Origin of the sequence: Amycolatopsis sp. WAC 04182, from assembly GCF_003947465.1 — a bacterium.
Classification (GTDB): domain Bacteria; phylum Actinomycetota; class Actinomycetes; order Mycobacteriales; family Pseudonocardiaceae; genus Amycolatopsis.
Genome location: NZ_QHJJ01000002.1, coordinates 1,199,263 through 1,215,501 on the forward strand (window position 1 = coordinate 1,199,263; position 16,239 = coordinate 1,215,501).

At 69.8% G+C, this 16,239-nt stretch carries 13 protein-coding genes; 3 read left to right on the forward strand and 10 right to left on the reverse strand.

The window, feature by feature from the left end:
- Nucleotide 1: 1 nt before the first annotated feature.
- Genes DMH01_RS12880 through DMH01_RS12890 form a run of 3 tightly spaced genes read right to left on the reverse strand, consistent with a single transcriptional unit; the run spans nt 2 to nt 2,560 of the window.
- Nucleotides 2-829 carry an ABC transporter permease gene (locus tag DMH01_RS12880; protein ID WP_125676270.1) on the reverse strand — a complete coding sequence of 276 codons (828 nt, stop codon included), beginning with the start codon at nt 827-829 and terminating at the stop codon, nt 2-4.
- Nucleotide 830: 1 nt separating this feature from the next.
- Nucleotides 831-1,646, reverse strand: coding sequence for an ABC transporter permease (locus tag DMH01_RS12885; protein WP_125676272.1), 816 nt, complete (start codon nt 1,644-1,646; stop codon nt 831-833).
- Complete coding sequence (locus DMH01_RS12890) at nt 1,646-2,560, reverse strand: ABC transporter ATP-binding protein (RefSeq protein WP_125676747.1); 915 nt, start codon at nt 2,558-2,560, stop codon at nt 1,646-1,648. Before DMH01_RS12890 ends, DMH01_RS12885 begins: the two co-directional genes overlap by 1 nt.
- 118 nt (nt 2,561-2,678) lie before the next feature.
- Between DMH01_RS12890 and DMH01_RS12895 the strand changes: the two genes are divergently transcribed.
- Complete coding sequence (locus DMH01_RS12895) at nt 2,679-3,689, forward strand: M14 family zinc carboxypeptidase (RefSeq protein ID WP_125676274.1); 1,011 nt, start codon at nt 2,679-2,681, stop codon at nt 3,687-3,689.
- 89 nt (nt 3,690-3,778) lie between these two features.
- On the opposite strand, the gene DMH01_RS12900 is transcribed toward DMH01_RS12895, so the two are convergent.
- The 4 genes from DMH01_RS12900 to DMH01_RS12915 all read right to left on the reverse strand — a co-directional run bounded on the left by DMH01_RS12900 (nt 3,779) and on the right by DMH01_RS12915 (nt 8,873).
- Nucleotides 3,779-7,123, reverse strand: coding sequence for a phosphodiester glycosidase family protein (locus DMH01_RS12900; RefSeq protein WP_125676749.1), 3,345 nt, complete (start codon nt 7,121-7,123; stop codon nt 3,779-3,781).
- A 127-nt stretch (nt 7,124-7,250) separates the two neighbouring features.
- Nucleotides 7,251-7,994, reverse strand: a complete 744-nt coding sequence (locus DMH01_RS12905) for a maleylpyruvate isomerase family mycothiol-dependent enzyme (RefSeq protein WP_125676276.1) — start codon at nt 7,992-7,994, stop codon at nt 7,251-7,253.
- Nucleotides 7,995-8,050: 56 nt separating this feature from the next.
- Nucleotides 8,051-8,461 (reverse strand): nucleoside-diphosphate kinase, encoded by a 411-nt coding sequence (gene ndk / locus DMH01_RS12910; protein ID WP_005158515.1) that lies wholly within the window; start codon nt 8,459-8,461, stop codon nt 8,051-8,053.
- A gap of 64 nt (nt 8,462-8,525) precedes the next feature.
- Nucleotides 8,526-8,873, reverse strand: coding sequence for a helix-turn-helix domain-containing protein (locus tag DMH01_RS12915; RefSeq protein ID WP_125676278.1), 348 nt, complete (start codon nt 8,871-8,873; stop codon nt 8,526-8,528).
- Nucleotides 8,874-8,983: 110 nt separating this feature from the next.
- On the opposite strand from DMH01_RS12915, the gene DMH01_RS12920 reads away from it, so the two are divergent.
- Nucleotides 8,984-9,877 carry an NAD(P)-dependent oxidoreductase gene (locus tag DMH01_RS12920; protein WP_125676280.1) on the forward strand — a complete coding sequence of 298 codons (894 nt, stop codon included), beginning with the start codon at nt 8,984-8,986 and terminating at the stop codon, nt 9,875-9,877.
- On the opposite strand, the gene DMH01_RS12925 is transcribed toward DMH01_RS12920, so the two are convergent.
- Nucleotides 9,831-11,393, reverse strand: coding sequence for an alkaline phosphatase (locus tag DMH01_RS12925; RefSeq protein ID WP_125676282.1), 1,563 nt, complete (start codon nt 11,391-11,393; stop codon nt 9,831-9,833). The genes DMH01_RS12920 and DMH01_RS12925 overlap by 47 nt on opposite strands.
- A gap of 158 nt (nt 11,394-11,551) precedes the next feature.
- Here DMH01_RS12925 and DMH01_RS12930 point away from each other — a divergent pair, with 158 nt between their 5' ends.
- The gene (locus DMH01_RS12930) at nt 11,552-13,933 is read left to right on the forward strand and encodes a penicillin acylase family protein (RefSeq protein WP_125676284.1); all 2,382 of its coding nucleotides are present in this window, start codon (nt 11,552-11,554) and stop codon (nt 13,931-13,933) included.
- A gap of 224 nt (nt 13,934-14,157) precedes the next feature.
- On the opposite strand, the gene DMH01_RS12935 is transcribed toward DMH01_RS12930, so the two are convergent.
- Nucleotides 14,158-14,556, reverse strand: a complete 399-nt coding sequence (locus tag DMH01_RS12935; RefSeq protein WP_034316250.1) for a DUF4233 domain-containing protein — start codon at nt 14,554-14,556, stop codon at nt 14,158-14,160.
- The gene (locus DMH01_RS12940; protein WP_125676286.1) at nt 14,553-16,229 is read right to left on the reverse strand and encodes a folylpolyglutamate synthase/dihydrofolate synthase family protein; all 1,677 of its coding nucleotides are present in this window, start codon (nt 16,227-16,229) and stop codon (nt 14,553-14,555) included. The genes DMH01_RS12935 and DMH01_RS12940 overlap by 4 nt, the downstream gene beginning before the upstream one ends.
- Nucleotides 16,230-16,239: the final 10 nt, after the last annotated feature.

The following is a 16,239-nucleotide window of genomic DNA, read 5'->3' on the forward strand; positions in this document are numbered from 1 at the left end:
GTCAGCGCAGCAGGAGCTTGCCGAACCGCTTCGAGGACGCGTAGATCCCGACCGCCGCCAGCGCCACCAGATACGCCACGTTCCCGGCCATGCTCCACGACAGGACGCCTGCCGAGAGGCCGCGCATCAGCTCGATCCCGTGGTACAGCGGGAAGACCTGCACGATCCACTGGATCCCCGCCGGGTACACCGACAGCGGGTAGAACGTCGTGGAGAACAGGAACAGCGGCATCAGCACGAGGTTGATGTAGTCGAACTGCGACACCGACCGCAGGAAGGTCACCAGCACGATGCCGACGGCCGAGAACGCCATCGCGATCAGCAGCGCCGCCGGGATCATCAGCAGGGCCCACCACGACCCGGGCAGCCCCATCACGGTCATCACGCCGAGGAAGGTCGCCGAGTAGATCCCGCCGCGCAGCACCGACCAGCCGACCTCGCCGAGCGCGATGTCCAGCGGCCCGATCGGGGTGGCGAGCATGGCGTCGTACAGCTTGGCGTATTTCAGCTTGAAGAACAGGTTGTACGTCGAGTCGAGGATCGCGCCGTTCATCGCCGACGCCGCGAGCAGGCCGGGCGCGACGAAGGCGACGTAGCTCATCGCCTGCCCGCCGGGCCCGACGACCTCGCCGACCAGCTTGCCGAAGCCGAGCTGGAAGGCCATCAGGTAGAACAGCGGCTCGAAGACGCCGGACACGAACAGCATCCAGGCGTGCGAGTACGTCAGGAAGGTGCGCTCCAGCACCGCCGTCGACCGGCCGCTGTACAGCGCGGACGGCAGGATGCGCAGCAGCACCCCACGCCGCGGGGCTTCGGTGAGGACCGCCATTTCAGACCACCAGCCGTCGGTAGAAGTACTTGTGCGCCAGCGCCCAGCCCACCCCGGCCAGCACGACCAGCAAGGCGAGGTGGCCCAGCGTGGCGAGCGGGCCGACGGTGCCGAGACTGACCGCCCTGGCCGCCTCGTTGCCGTGCCACAGCGGGGAGATCCAGGCGATCCACATCAGCGGGGCCGGCAGTTCGGTGATGGGGAAGAACGTGCCGGAGAACAACGTCATCGGGATCAGGACGAACCGGAACACCAGGCCGAACCGGGTGCCTTCGTCGTAGGTGGTCGCGGCCAGCGCCATCACCGGGGTGCCGCACGCGATCCCGGTGAGCGTCCCGATCAGGATGACGGCGAGTACGCCGAAGCTCGTCCAGGAGCCGAAGAGCGCCGCGATGACCGCGTAGATCGTGCCGGCCAGGGTCAACCGCAGGCTCACCCACATGATCTGGCTGCCGAGCACCTGCCCCGGCGTGATCGGGGTGGCGGTGACGGCGATGTAGTCCTGCTGCCACTTGAACCCCGAAAGCACCGGGTAACTCGACTCCCCCACCGCCAGCTGCGCGGCGCCCGCCACGAGCAGCGCGGGGGCGACGTACTCCAGATACGAGAACCCGCCCGTGGCCGCACCGGCTTGGACCTGCGAACCGAACCCGAGGCCCATCGCGGCCAGGAAGAGCACCGGCTGCAGGCCCGTCGAGTACAAAGTGGACACCCAGTACCGGCGATACCACATCCAATGGCCCTCGACCCGCAGCCAGGCTCCCGCCCAGCGCGAGACCACGCGGCCCGTCGACGCCTTCGTCTGCGCTGTGGTCATCAGTCCACCAGCGTCCGGCCGGTGAGACGAAGGAAGACGTCCTCCAGTGAACTGCGGCGGACCAGGCTCGACAGCGGACGCAGCCCGCGCGCGTGCGCCTGCTCGAGGGTGGCCTCACCGGTCATCGTGTAGAGCAGGACACGGTCCGGCAGCACCTCGACGCGTTCGGCGAGACCCTCGATCTGCTTCGCGGCCGACTCCTGCTCGCCGTTCGGGAAGCGCAGCTCCACGACCTCGCGGGTGGAGTACCGGCTGATCAGGTCCGCGGGCGAGCCTTCGGCGGCGATCCGGCCGTTGTCCATCACGACCAGCCTGTCGCAGAGCTGCTCCGCCTCGTCCATGTAGTGCGTGGTGATGATGAGCGTGGTCCCGCCCGCCTTGAGCCGGAACAGCCTGTCCCACAACAGGTGACGGGCCTGCGGGTCGAGCCCCGTGGTCGGCTCGTCGAGCAGGAGCAGCTCCGGGTCGTTGACCAGGGACCGCGCGATGGTCAGCCGCCGCTTCATCCCGCCGGAGAGCGAATCGACCTCCGCGTTCGCGCGGTCGGTGAGCTGGGCGAACTCCATCAGCTCCTCGGCCTTGCTCCGCACGTGCGACCGGGACAGCCCGAAGTAGCGGCCGTAGATCTGCAGGTTCTGCCGGACGGTGAGCTCGGTGTCCAGGTTGTCCTGCTGCGGCACCACCCCCAGCCGGGCGCGGATCTTCGGCCCTTCGACGTCCGGATCCATGCCGAGGACCCGCAGGTCGCCGTCGGTGCGCGGGGAGACGCTCGCGATCATCCGCATGGTGGAGGACTTGCCCGCGCCGTTGGGCCCGAGGAAGCCGAACGCCTCCCCCGGGCGGACCTCGACGTCGATCCCGCGGACGGCCTCGAAATCGCCGAACCGCTTGACCAACGCCTTCGCCTGCACCATCGCCGGTTCGTGCTCTGAGTCACCCACGGTAGGCACCCTAGGACCTGCCACCGACAAAACTCGACCGGTTTATCCGGCCCCTTGTCGGCCGTTGCCCGCTCGTCGATACTCACCGTCCATGAGTCTCAAGCCCAGAATCGCCCTGTTGTCCGTTTTCGTCAGCGCCGGGCTCCTGGTGGCGCCTGCCGCCCAAGCGGCCGAGACCGGTGCGGCCACTGTGGACCCGCGGCCGTCCACCACCAAGCTGGCCTTCGAACTGCACAAGCTGGCGGCGCTCAGCCACGGCAAGATCCGCGTGGACAGGATCGGCCGCAGCAACGAGGGCCGACCGGTGTGGGCGGCCAGGGTCGGCCACGGCAAGACGCGGATCCAGTACGTCACCCAGCAGCACGGCGACGAGCCGCTCGGCACCCCCGCCGCGCTCGAATTCCTGCGCAAGGTCGGGGTCGGGCACAGCCCGTGGGCGCAGAAGCTGCTGTCGAAGGTGACCGTCGACATCGTCGTGCGCGCCAACCCCGACGGGCACGAGCGCGACTGGCGCTACAACTACGACCCCGACGCCACTCCCGAATACGGTGAGAAGGGCAAGGGGTACGACATCAACCGCTACCACGACCCGGCCGTGGCGCCGAAGGACAACCCGGCCACCGAAGCCGGCCTGATCCAGCGGCGGAACGCGTCGTTCAAGCCGGACATCATGGTCGACTACCACATGCAGGGCCGTTACCAGGACGCCGACGGCAGGGAGATCACCGCTTCCACGCTGTGGCCGACGAATCCGGGCGTGAAACCGTCCGATGTGGACTTCGCGAAGCAGATCGCGGTCGTGGTGCAGCGGTCGATCGACGCCAACGGCGGCTATGTCTCGCAGTACCCCGGCGGTTCGTACCAGGGCATCGCGCGCAACGGCTACGGGCTGCTCGGCAACGGCAGCGTGCTGATCGAACTGAGCCTCATCCCGGAACGCGAGCAGCAGCAGATCCAGGACGCGCTCGCCTCGATGCTCGCGATCGCGCAGTCCGCGGCCGACGGTTCGGTGCGGAAGGTGGACCCGGCCGACGCCGAGGCGATCCCGCCGCGGGGTCCGGCGCTGCCGGGCACGGTCGAAGAGGCGCACGAAGCCGCCTGACGCGTGGGCTGAAGGGGCCCTTCACCGCATGCGATGCGGTGAAGGGCCCTTTCGTTGCGTCTGACGCGGTGAAGGACGCTTTCAGCCCACTAGCGGACGGTGACCGAGAGGCTCTTCGTCACCCCGTTGACGGTGACCGACAGGTTCGCCGTCCCGGGCCGCAGCGCGGTCAGCACCCCGGTCGCCGGATCGAACGACGCGACGTCCCACGGCATCGCGGGCAGGAACCCGCCGGCGACATGCGTACCCCAGCCGCCCTTCCAGTCCGCGCTGACCGGATACGAAACCGGCACCTGGCGCGCTCCCTGCGTCACCACGGCCCGGATGTCCGCCTTCTCCCCGCGTGCCAGCGAAGAGGGCCCGGACAGCATCAGCGCGTCGACGTTCGGTCGCGTCTCGAACCGCACCGGCTGCGCCTTGTCCCCGGGTTCGAACCGGACCATCGTCCAGCCGACGAACCCGCCGTCACCCGGCGCCGCGGCGGGCGACTTCCCGGAGTTGCCGTTCACCAGATACGGCACGCCGTCGACCCGGGAGAGAGTGAAAACGCCCGCGTGCGAAGCGATCGCGGCCACCTGTTTCCCGGATTCGCGTTCGAAGGCGGTCAGCCAGCCGGTCAGCATGGCGGCTTCCTTGCGGTCGGCCAGCTGTGAGTTCCCGGCGGGGCTGGGGTCCTTGACCGGATGGTGCATCGCGACGACCACGCCGCGGATCCGCCTGTCCGCCTTCGCGCCGTCCAGCGCCTCGCGCAGCATCCGGATCTGGTCGAACCCGCCCGCGCGCAGCGAACCGCGCGAGGAATCCATCAGCACCAGCCTGATCCCGGCGACGTCGGCGACGCGATGGGTCGCCCCGAACGCCGCCTGGAACTCCGTGAGCCCGTGCCCGCCGTCGGCTTCGTGGTTGCCCGGCACGTAGTACCACGGCGCCTTGCCGACGAGTTCCTCGTCGATGACCGACTTCGCCAGCACGAAATCGGCGGCCGTGCCGCGGTCGACGAAGTCGCCGTTGATCAGCACGAGATCCGGTTTCGCCGCCACCGCCTCGCGCAGCGCGCGCCGGGCCTGGGCGACCAGCGGGCCGTCGGGCTGGTCGGCGGTGAACTGCGCGTCGCTGACCACGGCGATCCGCAGGCCGCCGGTCGCGGCGCCGTCGGTGATCAGCGCCGGGTCACGCGGTGCCGGATCGGCGGGGACGGCGGCCGCGGGCGCGACCTCGAAGGTGAGGTCGTCGAAGACCAACCGTCCCTCGTACTGCTGAGCCGGGACGTTCTCGACGGCGTAGAACTTCGTCAGCCGCTGCCCGTCGGGAAGCCCGGCCGGGATGGCCGCGCGAACGTAGCGCCAGCCCGACCAATCGACGCTCAGCGACAGATCCACGACGGACGGGACGTTGGCGGCGTCACGGAGTTCCGCCCTCAGCCAGGCGCCCTTCGCGTCGCCGTTGACCCACAGGCCGACACGCTGGGTGCCGGGCGGCAACGCGACCGATGCCGCCGAGTTGACGTAGGCCGCACGCGTGGCGTTGGTCCCGTTCAGCCGGTAGTCCAGCGCGAGACCGCGTCCGCCGTCACGACCCGGGGCCTCGGAAAGCGCGGCGCCGACGACGGCGGGGAAGACACTGGCGGTCCAGCCGGCCGGGCCGTCCAACGGTGCCGCCACCCGGGATTCCGTGCCGACGGACGCCGCCAGATGCGTCACCTTCCCGCCGGCGGTGGCGGTGATCGCCGAAGCACCCGAGGCCTTCAGCGCGGTGACCGCGAATCCGTCCCCGGACGGCTCGATCTTCACCACCGCGGGGTCGTAGTCGAGTTTGACGTCGTCGGGCTCGATCCACGTGCCGTAACCGTCGGCGTCGTAGCCGAACACCTTGAACGTGCTCTTCGCGCCTTCGCCGGACAACGCGACCTGCTCGGTGCTCGTGCCGAGGCGGACCGGTGAACCGAGAACGTTCAGCGTCGTCTTGCCCCTGACGCCGCCGCGTTTCGCGTAGACGTCGACGTCCGCGGGCGCGTCCGGCCGGAGCCGGTCGGCGTGCGCGGTGAACACGCCGTCGGTCACGGTGCCGCGGAAGGGATTGGTACTGAGCCACTGAACCTTGCCGTCGACGGCGGCGCCGGTCTCGTCGTGACCGCCGGCGGCGAGTTTCCGCGTCAGCCCGGAGAGCACGCGCGTCGCGTCGGCGGTGTCCTGCGCGGGACGGGGCGCGAATCCGGTCAGGCGTCCGCTTCCCGGCGTGGTCGCGACGCCGATCCCGTTGGGCACCAGGCGTTCCCCGCCGTCCGACGGCGAATTGCGGATCAGCGGCGCCTTCTCGCCCTCCTCGCGGGCGAGCATGGTCGACGAGCCGCCGCCGTCGAGGTTGAGGGCGTCGTCCGCGCCGAGCGACTTCATGTGCCGGGCGAGTTCCAGTTCCGTCATGCCGCGGCTGTCCGCCTGGCGGCCGTCGACCGTCGCCAGCCACATCTTCGCGCCGTCGGCCGAGAACCCGACCGCGGTCCGCGGGTGCATCGCGACGTTGTCGACCGGCTGGATCGCGCCGTCGCGCAGCAGGACCTTGTTGCCGCCGATCGCGACGGACAGCTTGCCCGCGTCGCTCTTCGGCGCGTACGTGACTCCCACCCGGTCACCGGTCTTCAAGGCGGACAACGTGTCCACGCCACCATCACGGGCGAGCAGGACCGTCGCACCGGCCGCGATCGGGCCGTCGGCGGGCTGCGGCCGCACCTGAGTGACGACGCCGTCGGAGACCTCGACCTCGATGACGCGCTGGGCGCCCGCGACCGAGGTCCGCCGCGAGGACGCGCCCCACAACGGGGTGTAGACGCCGATCGCGTCACCGCTCAGCACGGGGCTGTTGAAGTTCGACGCGGGCACGACCCGGCCGTCGGGCAAGGTGACCGACGCGTCGAGGAACACCTCCGCGAGCCGGGCCTTGCCTTCCTCGGTGATCGACGCGGTCAGGTTGTGGCCCCGCGCGGGCGCCGTCTGGAGCTTCCCTGCGTCGATGCCGACGCCGATCGGCGCTCCGCTGGCGTTGATGTCGAAGAAATCCCCGTTGACCCCGGCGACCGCACCGGACCTGGTGACCTGCTGCGAAAGCGGTGTCCGCGCGGAAACGGTGCCAGGGCTGAGGTACGTCGGCTTGAGGGTCTTGCTGGTGAGGTCTACGGCGAGGGTGTCGCCGCGGATCCAGCCCGCCGGGTCGTAGCGGTCGAACTCGGTGAGGCTCAGCCCCGGTGCCACGCGCGAAGTCGCGCTGGTGGTGACGAGGCCGTCGTCGGGCGCGGCCACGGCGTACGCGGACGGCCCCTCCTTCGCCGAGGACGCCGCGGGCGCGGCTTCGATGGGCGCCGGACCGAGTGGAGCGGCCAAGGGATCGGCGTGCGCCGGTGCGGCGACGAACAATCCGGGCAGCAGGGCAGCGAGCAGCAATAAGCGTGAATTTCTCACGAGATACCCCACGATCGAGTGACAGGCAGCACCGCTCAGCACAGCGGACGCGGACCGCCAGGAGAAGACCCCGAGGTGAACGTGAACCGAACGGCGTAGGGCGCGAAGGTCAGGGCGTGAGCGGCCCGGCGAGGAAGGTCTTCGCCGCCGTGGCGTCACCGGTGATTTCGATGCCTGCCCCGTCGAGCTCGATCCGTTGCCACAGCAGGAGATCCAGCGCTTCCGCGGGCCCTTCGACGACGGCGCCGACCGCTTCGGCGGGGTCCGCCTGCCGCGAGCCGGGGACGTCGGTTTCGCCCGGCAGTGTGATCAACCAGGCGTGTCCGGTGTCGGAGGTCTTCAGCAGCACCGGAACGGTGACCACCGGCGGGGTGTGCCAGCGTTTCACCTTCGGCAGCATGCCGAGGAGGACCTCGTCCACGCCGTCGGCGGCGAGGGACGGATCCAGGGTGTATTCGGTCCCTGCCGCGCGGTGCGCGTCGAGCAGGTGCACCGCGGTCTCGTGGACCTGGCGGCGGAACCAGAAGTCCTTGGTCTTGGCGGCGGCGGTGAAGTTCCAGGCGCCGTCGTGCGGGGAGGCTTCGCGCAACGCCTCGATGAGTTCGTCCGCGCTTTCGCGGTACCAGGCGACGAGGTCCCCGCCCGGTTCGGCTTCGAGGTCCTGCGTCGCCGGGTTTCCGGTGCGCACGATCTCCGCGGCCCAGCGGTGGACGTTGCCGAGATGGACGACCAGGTCACGCAGGCGCCAGTCCCCGCAGCACGGCACGGGCGCGGCGTGGTCCCCGGTGCTCACGACCCGCGCGAAACCGGCGGTGAGTTCCCGCAGGCGCTCCAGGTACTCGTCCGGCGTCATCGGCAAACCCCCGGGTCCGTGGACGGCGCGGCGATCCCGCGCCGCCCACGAGTGTGTCAGACCTCGGGGAACCAGAGCTTGAGCTCGCGCTCGGCCGACTCCGGGGAGTCCGAACCGTGCACCAGGTTGTACTGGGTCTCCAGCGCGAAGTCGCCGCGCAGGGTACCCGGGGTGGCCTTCTCGACCGGGTCGGTGCCGCCGGCGAGCTGACGGAACGCGGCGATGGCGCGCGGGCCCTCGACGGCGATCGCGACCAGCGGGCCCGAGGTGATGAACTCGAGGAGGTCGCCGAAGAACGGGCGCTCCTTGTGCTCGGCGTAGTGCTCCTCGGCGACCGAGCGCTCGACGGTGCGCAGTTCGAGGGCGGCGAGCTTCAGGCCCTTGCGCTCGATGCGAGCGATGACCTCGCCGACGAGGCCGCGCGCGACGCCATCGGGCTTGACGAGGACCAGCGTGCGTTCAGTCACGGCGGTATTTCTCCTTGGGTGGGATTCGTGCTATTCGCCCGGAGCCTACTGGGTGCTTCGCCGCTCACTTCACTTCGGACCAGGGAATGGCCTCGATACGTTCGAGGTGCTCCTCGCCCCACTCCCCGAGCGCGGCCATCGCGGTGTTGAGGGATTCCCCGAATGCGGTCAGCGAGTACTCCACCTTGGGCGGAACCTGGTGGTACACCTCGCGATGCAGCAGTCCGGTGGTCTCCATCTCGCGCAGTTGCAGGATCAGCACCCGCTCGCTGATGCCGGGCACCGCGCGCCGCAGCTCCCCGAAACGCAGCGGCCCGTCCTGGAGCGCGAACAGGATGAGGCCTTTCCATTTGCCGCCCATGACGGCGATCGCGGCGTCGAGGCCGCAGGTGAACGTGCGGTTCTTGATCATTGTTCACATACCTTTTTGTCAGTACCCGGTAAAATAGTAGGTACTTGATCCAATGTACGCGACCGCCCAGCATGGAGTCATCTCGAAGATTTCCTTTGACTGGAGCGAAAATGCCAAAGACGCCGGTGACCGTCGTGGGCCTCGGTTCGATGGGCTCGGCCCTGGCGGACGCCTTCCTCGCGGCCGGGCATCCGACCACCGTGTGGAACAGGACGGCCTCGAAGGCCGACCCCCTTGTCGCACGGGGAGCGACCCTGGCCGCGACGGCCGGGGACGCGGTGCGGGCGAGCCCGTTGACCATCGCCTGCCTGACGACTTACGAAGACACGCGCGCGGCCTTGGAGCCCGCCTCCCTGGCCGGACGTGCTCTGGTCACGCTGAACAGCGGCTCACCGGCGGGAGCGCGCCGGATGGCCGAATGGGCGAAGGAGCACGGCGCGCGCTACCTCGACGGTGCGATCAAGAACGTGCCGTCGGCCGTGGGAGCGCCGGACACGCTGCTGTACTACGGCGGCGACAAGGCCGTCTTCGACGAACACCTGGACACGTTGCGGGTGCTGGGCGGCGACACCGTCCACCTCGGTGAGGACACCGACCTCGCGGCGCTGTACGAAACGGCCGTCGGCGGCACCCTGCTGCCCGCGCTGGTCGGGTTCTTCCAGGGTGCCGCCGCGCTGCGGTCGCGCGGGCTCGAAGCCGCCACGCTCCTGCCGTACGCCACCAAGTGGTTCGAGATGATCATCTCGGTGCTTCCGATGTACGCCAAGGAAATCGACAGCGGCGACTACTCGGATCCCGCGGCCTCGGTGGACGTCTTCCACGCCGGCGCCGCCGCCGACCTCGAACTGGCCGAGGAAGGCGTCGACGTCGGCTGGCAGTCACCGATGCACGACCTCGTGCGGCGGGCCGCCGAGGCCGGGCACGGCGACCGCAGCATCGCGGTCCTGACGGAACTGCTCAGCGTTGGGGCTGAAGGGTCTTCGACCACAGAGAAGCGCCCGTAGCGTCTCTCAGGTCGACCGTCAGCACGCCGCTCCGTCCGTCGATGTTCACCTCGCCGAAGTGCTGGAAACCGTCGGCGGGCGAGGTGTTCGCCGCGGGCGGGGCGTGCACGAACACCGCTTCCGGCCCGAAGGTCGGGTCGAGCTTGTTCGGGCCGAACGCGCCGGCGTTGAGCGGGCCGGACACGAACTCCCAGAACGGGTCGAAATCGGTGAAGGAAGCGCGATCCGGCGAGTAGTGGTGCGCCGCGGTGTAGTGCACGTCGGCGGTCAGCCAGACGACGTTGCGCACCCGGCGCCGCGAGATCTCCCGCAGCACCCAGGCGAGTTCGGTCTCGCGGCCGCCGGGCGCGCCGGGCAGGCCGTTGGCGACGCCCTCGATGGCCTTGCCGTCCGGGACGGTGAGGCCGATCGGGAGGTCGGCCTGGATGATCTTCCACGTGGCGGTGCTGCGGTCGAGCGCGTCGACGAGCCAGCGGGCCTGACGGTCGCCGAGGATCCGGCCGGGCTTGGTCTGGTCCGAAGTGTTGGCGTCCTTATAGGTCCGCATGTCGAGCACGAAGACCTCGGCGCGCGAACCGTGCCGGAAGTTGCGGTAGACACGGCCGTCGACGGCCTGGCGCCGGTCGATCGGGTGCCATTCGTGGAACGCCTGGAACGCGCGGGCGGCGAGCACGTCGACACGCTTCTCGGTGTATTCGGGGCGGTCGTCGAGGATCTCCCCGGGATACCAGTTGTTCACGACTTCGTGGTCGTCCCACTGGACATAGGCGGGCACGTTCGCGGTGAAACGCTTGAGGTTCTCGTCGAGGAGGTTGTAGGCGAACTGGCCGCGGTACTCGTCGAGCGTCTCGGCGACCTTCGCCTTCTCCGGGGTGACGATGTTGCGCCACACGCGCCCGCCGGGCAGCGCGACGGTCTCGGTGAGCGGCCCGTCGGCGTAGACCGTGTCTCCACAGTGGAGGAACAGATCGGGACGGCGATCGGCCATCGCGCGGTAGATCGTCATCCCGCCGAGTTCGGGGTTGATGCCCCAGTTCTGCCCGGCGACGTCGCCGGACCACAGCAGCCGGACGTCCGAGCGGCCGACCGGGGCGGTGGTGAAGCGGCCGGTGACGGCCTCGCTGCGAGCGCGGCCGTCGAGGTCTTCGGCGGTGACGCGGTAGTGGACCTCGGTCCCCGGCATGAGGCCGGCGACGCGGACCTTGCCGGTGCCGCCGGTCTCGGGGCTCATCACCGGGCCGAGGACGCGGCGCGCGTGCCGGAACGACGGATCCCTGGAAACCTCCACGATCAGCCGCGAAGGCCGGTCGGCGCGCGACCAGACGATGCCGGAACCGGTGGTGACGTCGCCGGACTGGACACCGTGGGTGAGCACCGGACGGTCACGGCGGAGCAGCGGGACGGGATTCGCGATCGCGCTCGCGGTTCCGGGGAGGAGCAGGCCGCCCGCGACGGCTCCGGCGCCGGTGAGACCGGCTTTGAGCAGCGTGCGGCGGTTGTGGTGGGAAGCGGTCATGGCGCGGTTCTATCCCGCGGCCACGGCCGGTGGGCCAACGGCGGTTGACCTGGTGATGAACGAACGGACGGTAGCCGGCTCAACCGTTCGGTCGATGCCTCCCCGTGTCGGCGCCGGTACTTTCGATCACGGGGATGGTCGATCCGGATGGGGGAACGATGCGAAGATTCCAGCGTGGGCTCGTGCTGCTCACGGCCGCTTTGGCGATAGCGAGCCTGACGACGGGGGTTTCGTCCGCGGACGAGCTCGGCCGGTCGCGGGCGGTGATCAGGTACACCGAGTACGGCATCCCGCATATCGCGGCGAAGAACTTCGACGGCCTCGGCTACGGCTACGGGTTCGCCGCGGCCAAGGACAACATCTGCGAACTCGCGAACACCTATCTGACGGTGTCCGCGCGGCGCTCCGCGTACTTCGGCGCCGGCGGTCAGGGCAATCCGGCGATGAGCGAGGCGGAGAACAACCTCGACAGCGACCTGCACTTTCAGCGGATCAACGACTCCGGGGTGATCGAGCGGCTACTCGCACGGCCCGCGCCGCACGGCCCGCGGACCGAGGTGCGGGAGCTGGCGTCCGGATACGTCGAGGGGTACAACGCGTACCTGAAGCAGACCGGCGTCCAGCGGATCACCGATCCGGTGTGCCGCGGCGCGGACTGGGTCCGGCCGATCACCGAACTCGACTTCTACCGGCACTTCTACGCCGTCTCCTCGGTGGGCGGGCAGGGCCTGCTCGCGGCCGACCTCGTCCGTACGCAGCCTCCGTCCACAAAGGACGCTCCGGCCGCGGGGCCGGAGTCGGCGCCGAAGATCGCCGACGGCCTCCGCGAGACGATGAAGACCGGAGAGCTCGGCAGCAACGGCATCGCCGTCGGCGGCGACGGAACGAAGTCCGGCGGTGGCCTGCTGCTCGGGAACCCGCACTATCCATGGCAGGGCGGGCGCCGGTTCTGGCAGTCGCAGCTGACCATTCCCGGCCGGTTCGACGTCGCGGGCGGGAGCCTGCTGGGGCTCCCGTTGCCGCAGATCGGCCACAACGCCGACGTCGCGTGGACGCATACGGTGTCGACGGCGATCACGTTCGGCCTCTTCGAAGTACCGCTGGCCCCCGGCGACCCGACGACGTACCTCGTCGACGGGAAACCGGAGAAGATGACCGCGCACGAGGTGAAGGTGGAAGTCCGGGAGCCGGACGGCGAGCGGCGGCAGGTCGCCCGCACCTTCTACAGAACACGGTACGGCCAGGTCCTCGGTTCGGCGTTCGGCGTGCCCACGCCGTGGACGACGAAGTCCGCGCACGCGCTGCGGGACGGGAACGCCGGAAACCTGCGCGGCCTCAACACCTGGTTCGAGCTGGCCGGATCACGCGGCACCACGGACGTCGCCAACGCCCTCGCGCGCACCCAAGGCGTCCCGTGGGTCAACACCATCGCCACGGACAGGTCGGGCAACGCGCTGTACAGCGACATCCAGGTCGTGCCGCACGTCACCGACGAGCGGGCGGTGACATGCGGGACCCCGCTGGGCCGGGCGCTCTTCCCCGGCACCGGACTCTCCACTTTGGATGGTTCGAAGTCGTCGTGCGACTGGGGTTCCGACCCGGGCTCCTTGGAACCGGGCCTGTTCGCGCCGTCCCGGCTGCCGTTGCAGCAACGACGTGACTACGAACTCAACGCCAACGACAGCGCCTGGCTCTCCAACGCCCACGCGCCCATCGCACCGCTCCCCCGGATCGTCGGCTCGACCGGGACCCAGCGGTCGGACCGCACGCGGGAAGCGTTGATCGCCACCGAAGAAGGCTTGTCGGGCAAGGGATTCACGCCGTCGTCGATGAAGGACATGCTGTACCGCGGCCGAAGCCGCACCGCGGAACTCGCCGCCGCGGACACGGCGAAGATGTGCGCGGCCTTCCCAGAAGGACAGGCTCCGTCCACGTCGGGCCCGGTGCCCGTCGGCACCGCCTGCACGACACTGGCGTCCTGGGACCGCACGTTCCGGCTCGACAGCCGCGGCGCGCTCTTCTTCGAGCGGTTCGTGGACCGGATCGGCGGGCTGCGGGGCATCTGGCAGGTCCCGTTCGACCCGAAGCAGCCGGTCATCACGCCGAACACCCTCGCGACCGGGAATCCCGACGTGCAGAAGGCCTTCGGTGACACGCTCGCGGAATTCCGCGCCAACGGCATCCCGGTCGACGGCAGGCTCGCCGACCACCAGACGGTGACCCGGGCCGGACAACGGATCCCGATCCACGGCGGACCGGGCGACCTCGGCGTGCTGAACGTGATCACGGCGCTGTGGGATCCGGCCAAGGGCAACCACGAGGTCGTCCACGGATCCAGCTACGTCCAGGTGGTCGGGTTCGACGGAAAGGCCTGCCCGGACGTCTCGACGATCATGACGTACTCGCAGTCGACCGACGTCACGTCACCGCATTTCGCCGACCAAACGCGGCTGTACTCGCGGGGTGGCTGGGTGCGGGGACGGTTCTGCGCCGCGGACATCGCGAGGTCACCGGAGCTGAAGGTGGTGCGACTGCGCTGACCGCGTGATCGAAGGCGTAACTCGCGTGATCAGAGCCCGCACTCGCGTGATCGGGGACGTAACTCGCGTGTCTGGAGCCACCACACCCGAGTGCGGTGTCCAGACACGTGAGTCACGCCTCTGATCACGTGAGTCACGCCTCTGATCACGTGAGTCACGCCTCTGATCACGTGAGTCACGCCTCTGATCACGCGAGTGACGCCTTAGCTCCGAACCCGGAGGAGCTACTGCGGTTGCTGCTGCTGACTGGGCAGGGTCCCGGCCGCCATCCGCCGCGCGACGTCGCGGCGCAGCCACAGCAGCCACAGCCAGATCCCGAGGAAGATCACCCCGAGGATGGCCACGGCGGGCAGCGCGACGAAGAAGGCGATCAGCGCGACCTGCAGCACCAGCACCGCGGGCACCGCCCAGGGCTTCTTCAAGAAACCGCAGAGCACGATCAGCGCGACCGCGATGACGATCACCGACCAGCCGGTGAGCGAACCGACGCCGCCGCCGAGTTTCGCCACCACCGGCAGCGCGAGCGCGACGGTGATGCCCTCCATGATCAGGGAGCCGGCCATCACACCGCGGAAGGACTTCATCGGGTCCTTGGCCGGCGGCTTCGGGGTTTCGTCGGTCACGCCGGCTCCTTACCGAACAGGGTCCTCGCCTCGCCCGCGGTGACGACCGAGCCGGTGACCAGCACACCGCCGCCCGCCAGGGGCTCCTCGGGGTCGTCGCTCTGCTCGACGAGGCCGATGGCGGTCTCGATCGCGGCGTCCAGGCTGGGCTCGGCCACGACACGGTCTTCGCCGAAGATCGAGATGGCGATGTCGTTGAGCTCGTCGAGCGGCATCGCGCGCGGCGACGAGTTCTTGGTGATGACGATCTCGGAGACGACGGGTTCGAGGGCGTCCAGGATGCCGCGGGCGTCCTTCTCCGCCATCACGCCGACCACGGCGGCGAGACGGCGGAAGGCGAACTCTTCGGCGACGGTGGTCGCGAGTGCCTTGGCGCCGTGCGGGTTGTGGGCGGCGTCGAGCAGCACGGTCGGTGCGGCGCGGACGCGCTCCAGCCTGCCGGGGGTCTCGACCTCGGCGAAGGCCTCGCGGACGGCTTCGATGACCAGTTGCTTGTCCTTGCCCGCGCCGAAGAACGCTTCGACGGCGGCCAGCGCGAGCGCGGCGTTGGCGGCCTGGTGCGCGCCGTGCAGCGGCAGGAAGACCTCGTCGTAGACCCCGCCGAGGCCCTGCAGTTTCAGCATCTGACCGCCGACGGCGATCTCGCGTTCCAGCACACCGAACTCGCTGCCCGCGCGGGCGACGCTCGCGTCGACCTCGACGGCGCGTTCCAGCAGGATCTTCTGCACTTCGGGGTCCTGCTCGGCGATGACCGCGACGCTGCCGGGCTTGATGATCCCGGCCTTCTCCACCGCGGCTTTGGCAGGCGAGCCGCCGAAGTACTCGACGTGGTCGACACCGATCGGGGTGATGACGGCGACGTCGCCGTCCACGACGTTGGTGGCGTCCCAGGAACCGCCGAGCCCGGTTTCGACGACCGCGGCTTCGACGGGCGCGTCGGCGAAGGCCGCGAACGCCATGCCGGTGAGCACCTCGAACTTGCTCATCGGCACCGCGTCGGGCCCGCCCGCGTTGTCCACCATGGTCACGTACGGCGCGACGTCGCGATACAGATCGACGTACGCGGCGGCGGAGATGGGGGCGCCGTCGAGCGCGATCCGCTCGGTGACCAGTTGCAGGTGCGGGCTCGTGTACCGGCCGACGCGCAGGCCCATCCGGGTCAGCAACGCGTCGATCATCCGGACGGTCGAGCCCTTGCCGTTGGTCCCGGCGACGTGCAGCACCGGGTAGCCGCGGTGCGGTTCACCCATGAGGTTGACCAGGGCCGCGATCCGGGCGAGGGACGGCTCGATCTTGGTCTCGGGCCAGCGCTGGTTCAGCTCGGCCTCGACGGCGAGCAGTTCACGGCGCGCCTGCTGCCCGTTGGGGTCGGCCGGGGCGAAGTCGTCGCCCTGGTCGTCCAGTTCGTGCAGCTCCACGTCCTCCGGGGCGACGAGGTCCGGCACCGGGCCGAGCGCGAGGTTGTCCCCCAGCTGCCCGATTCCGCCGATCCCGCCGCCGGCTCCGCCACCCGCCTGGTACGCGGCGTCGGGTGCGTCCAGATCCGGGTCGGTGTCGTCGGACGGATCGTGGGCGCGTGCCCCCAATTCGTCGACACCGGCGAAACTGTCCAGATCTGCCAGGTCCGGGGATTCCCTGAAATCTTCGGAATCCCGGCCGTCACCTCGCGGCACGAACTCTCCT

What these genes read in the sequence shown, in the direction of transcription:
- DMH01_RS12885 (WP_125676272.1), bottom strand. Translation starts at nt 1,646, where the DNA reads ATGACCACAGCGCAGACGAAGGCGTCGACGGGCCGCGTGGTCTCGCGC.
- DMH01_RS12890 (WP_125676747.1), bottom strand. Translation starts at nt 2,560, where the DNA reads ATGGTGCAGGCGAAGGCGTTGGTCAAGCGGTTCGGCGATTTCGAGGCC.
- DMH01_RS12905 (WP_125676276.1), bottom strand. Translation starts at nt 7,994, where the DNA reads ATGACGCCGGACGAGTACCTGGAGCGCCTGCGGGAACTCACCGCCGGT.
- DMH01_RS12880 (WP_125676270.1), bottom strand. Translation starts at nt 829, where the DNA reads ATGGCGGTCCTCACCGAAGCCCCGCGGCGTGGGGTGCTGCTGCGCATC.
- DMH01_RS12930 (WP_125676284.1), top strand. Translation starts at nt 11,552, where the DNA reads ATGCGAAGATTCCAGCGTGGGCTCGTGCTGCTCACGGCCGCTTTGGCG.
- DMH01_RS12895 (WP_125676274.1), top strand. Translation starts at nt 2,679, where the DNA reads ATGAGTCTCAAGCCCAGAATCGCCCTGTTGTCCGTTTTCGTCAGCGCC.
- DMH01_RS12920 (WP_125676280.1), top strand. Translation starts at nt 8,984, where the DNA reads ATGCCAAAGACGCCGGTGACCGTCGTGGGCCTCGGTTCGATGGGCTCG.
- DMH01_RS12925 (WP_125676282.1), bottom strand. Translation starts at nt 11,393, where the DNA reads ATGACCGCTTCCCACCACAACCGCCGCACGCTGCTCAAAGCCGGTCTC.
- DMH01_RS12915 (WP_125676278.1), bottom strand. Translation starts at nt 8,873, where the DNA reads ATGATCAAGAACCGCACGTTCACCTGCGGCCTCGACGCCGCGATCGCC.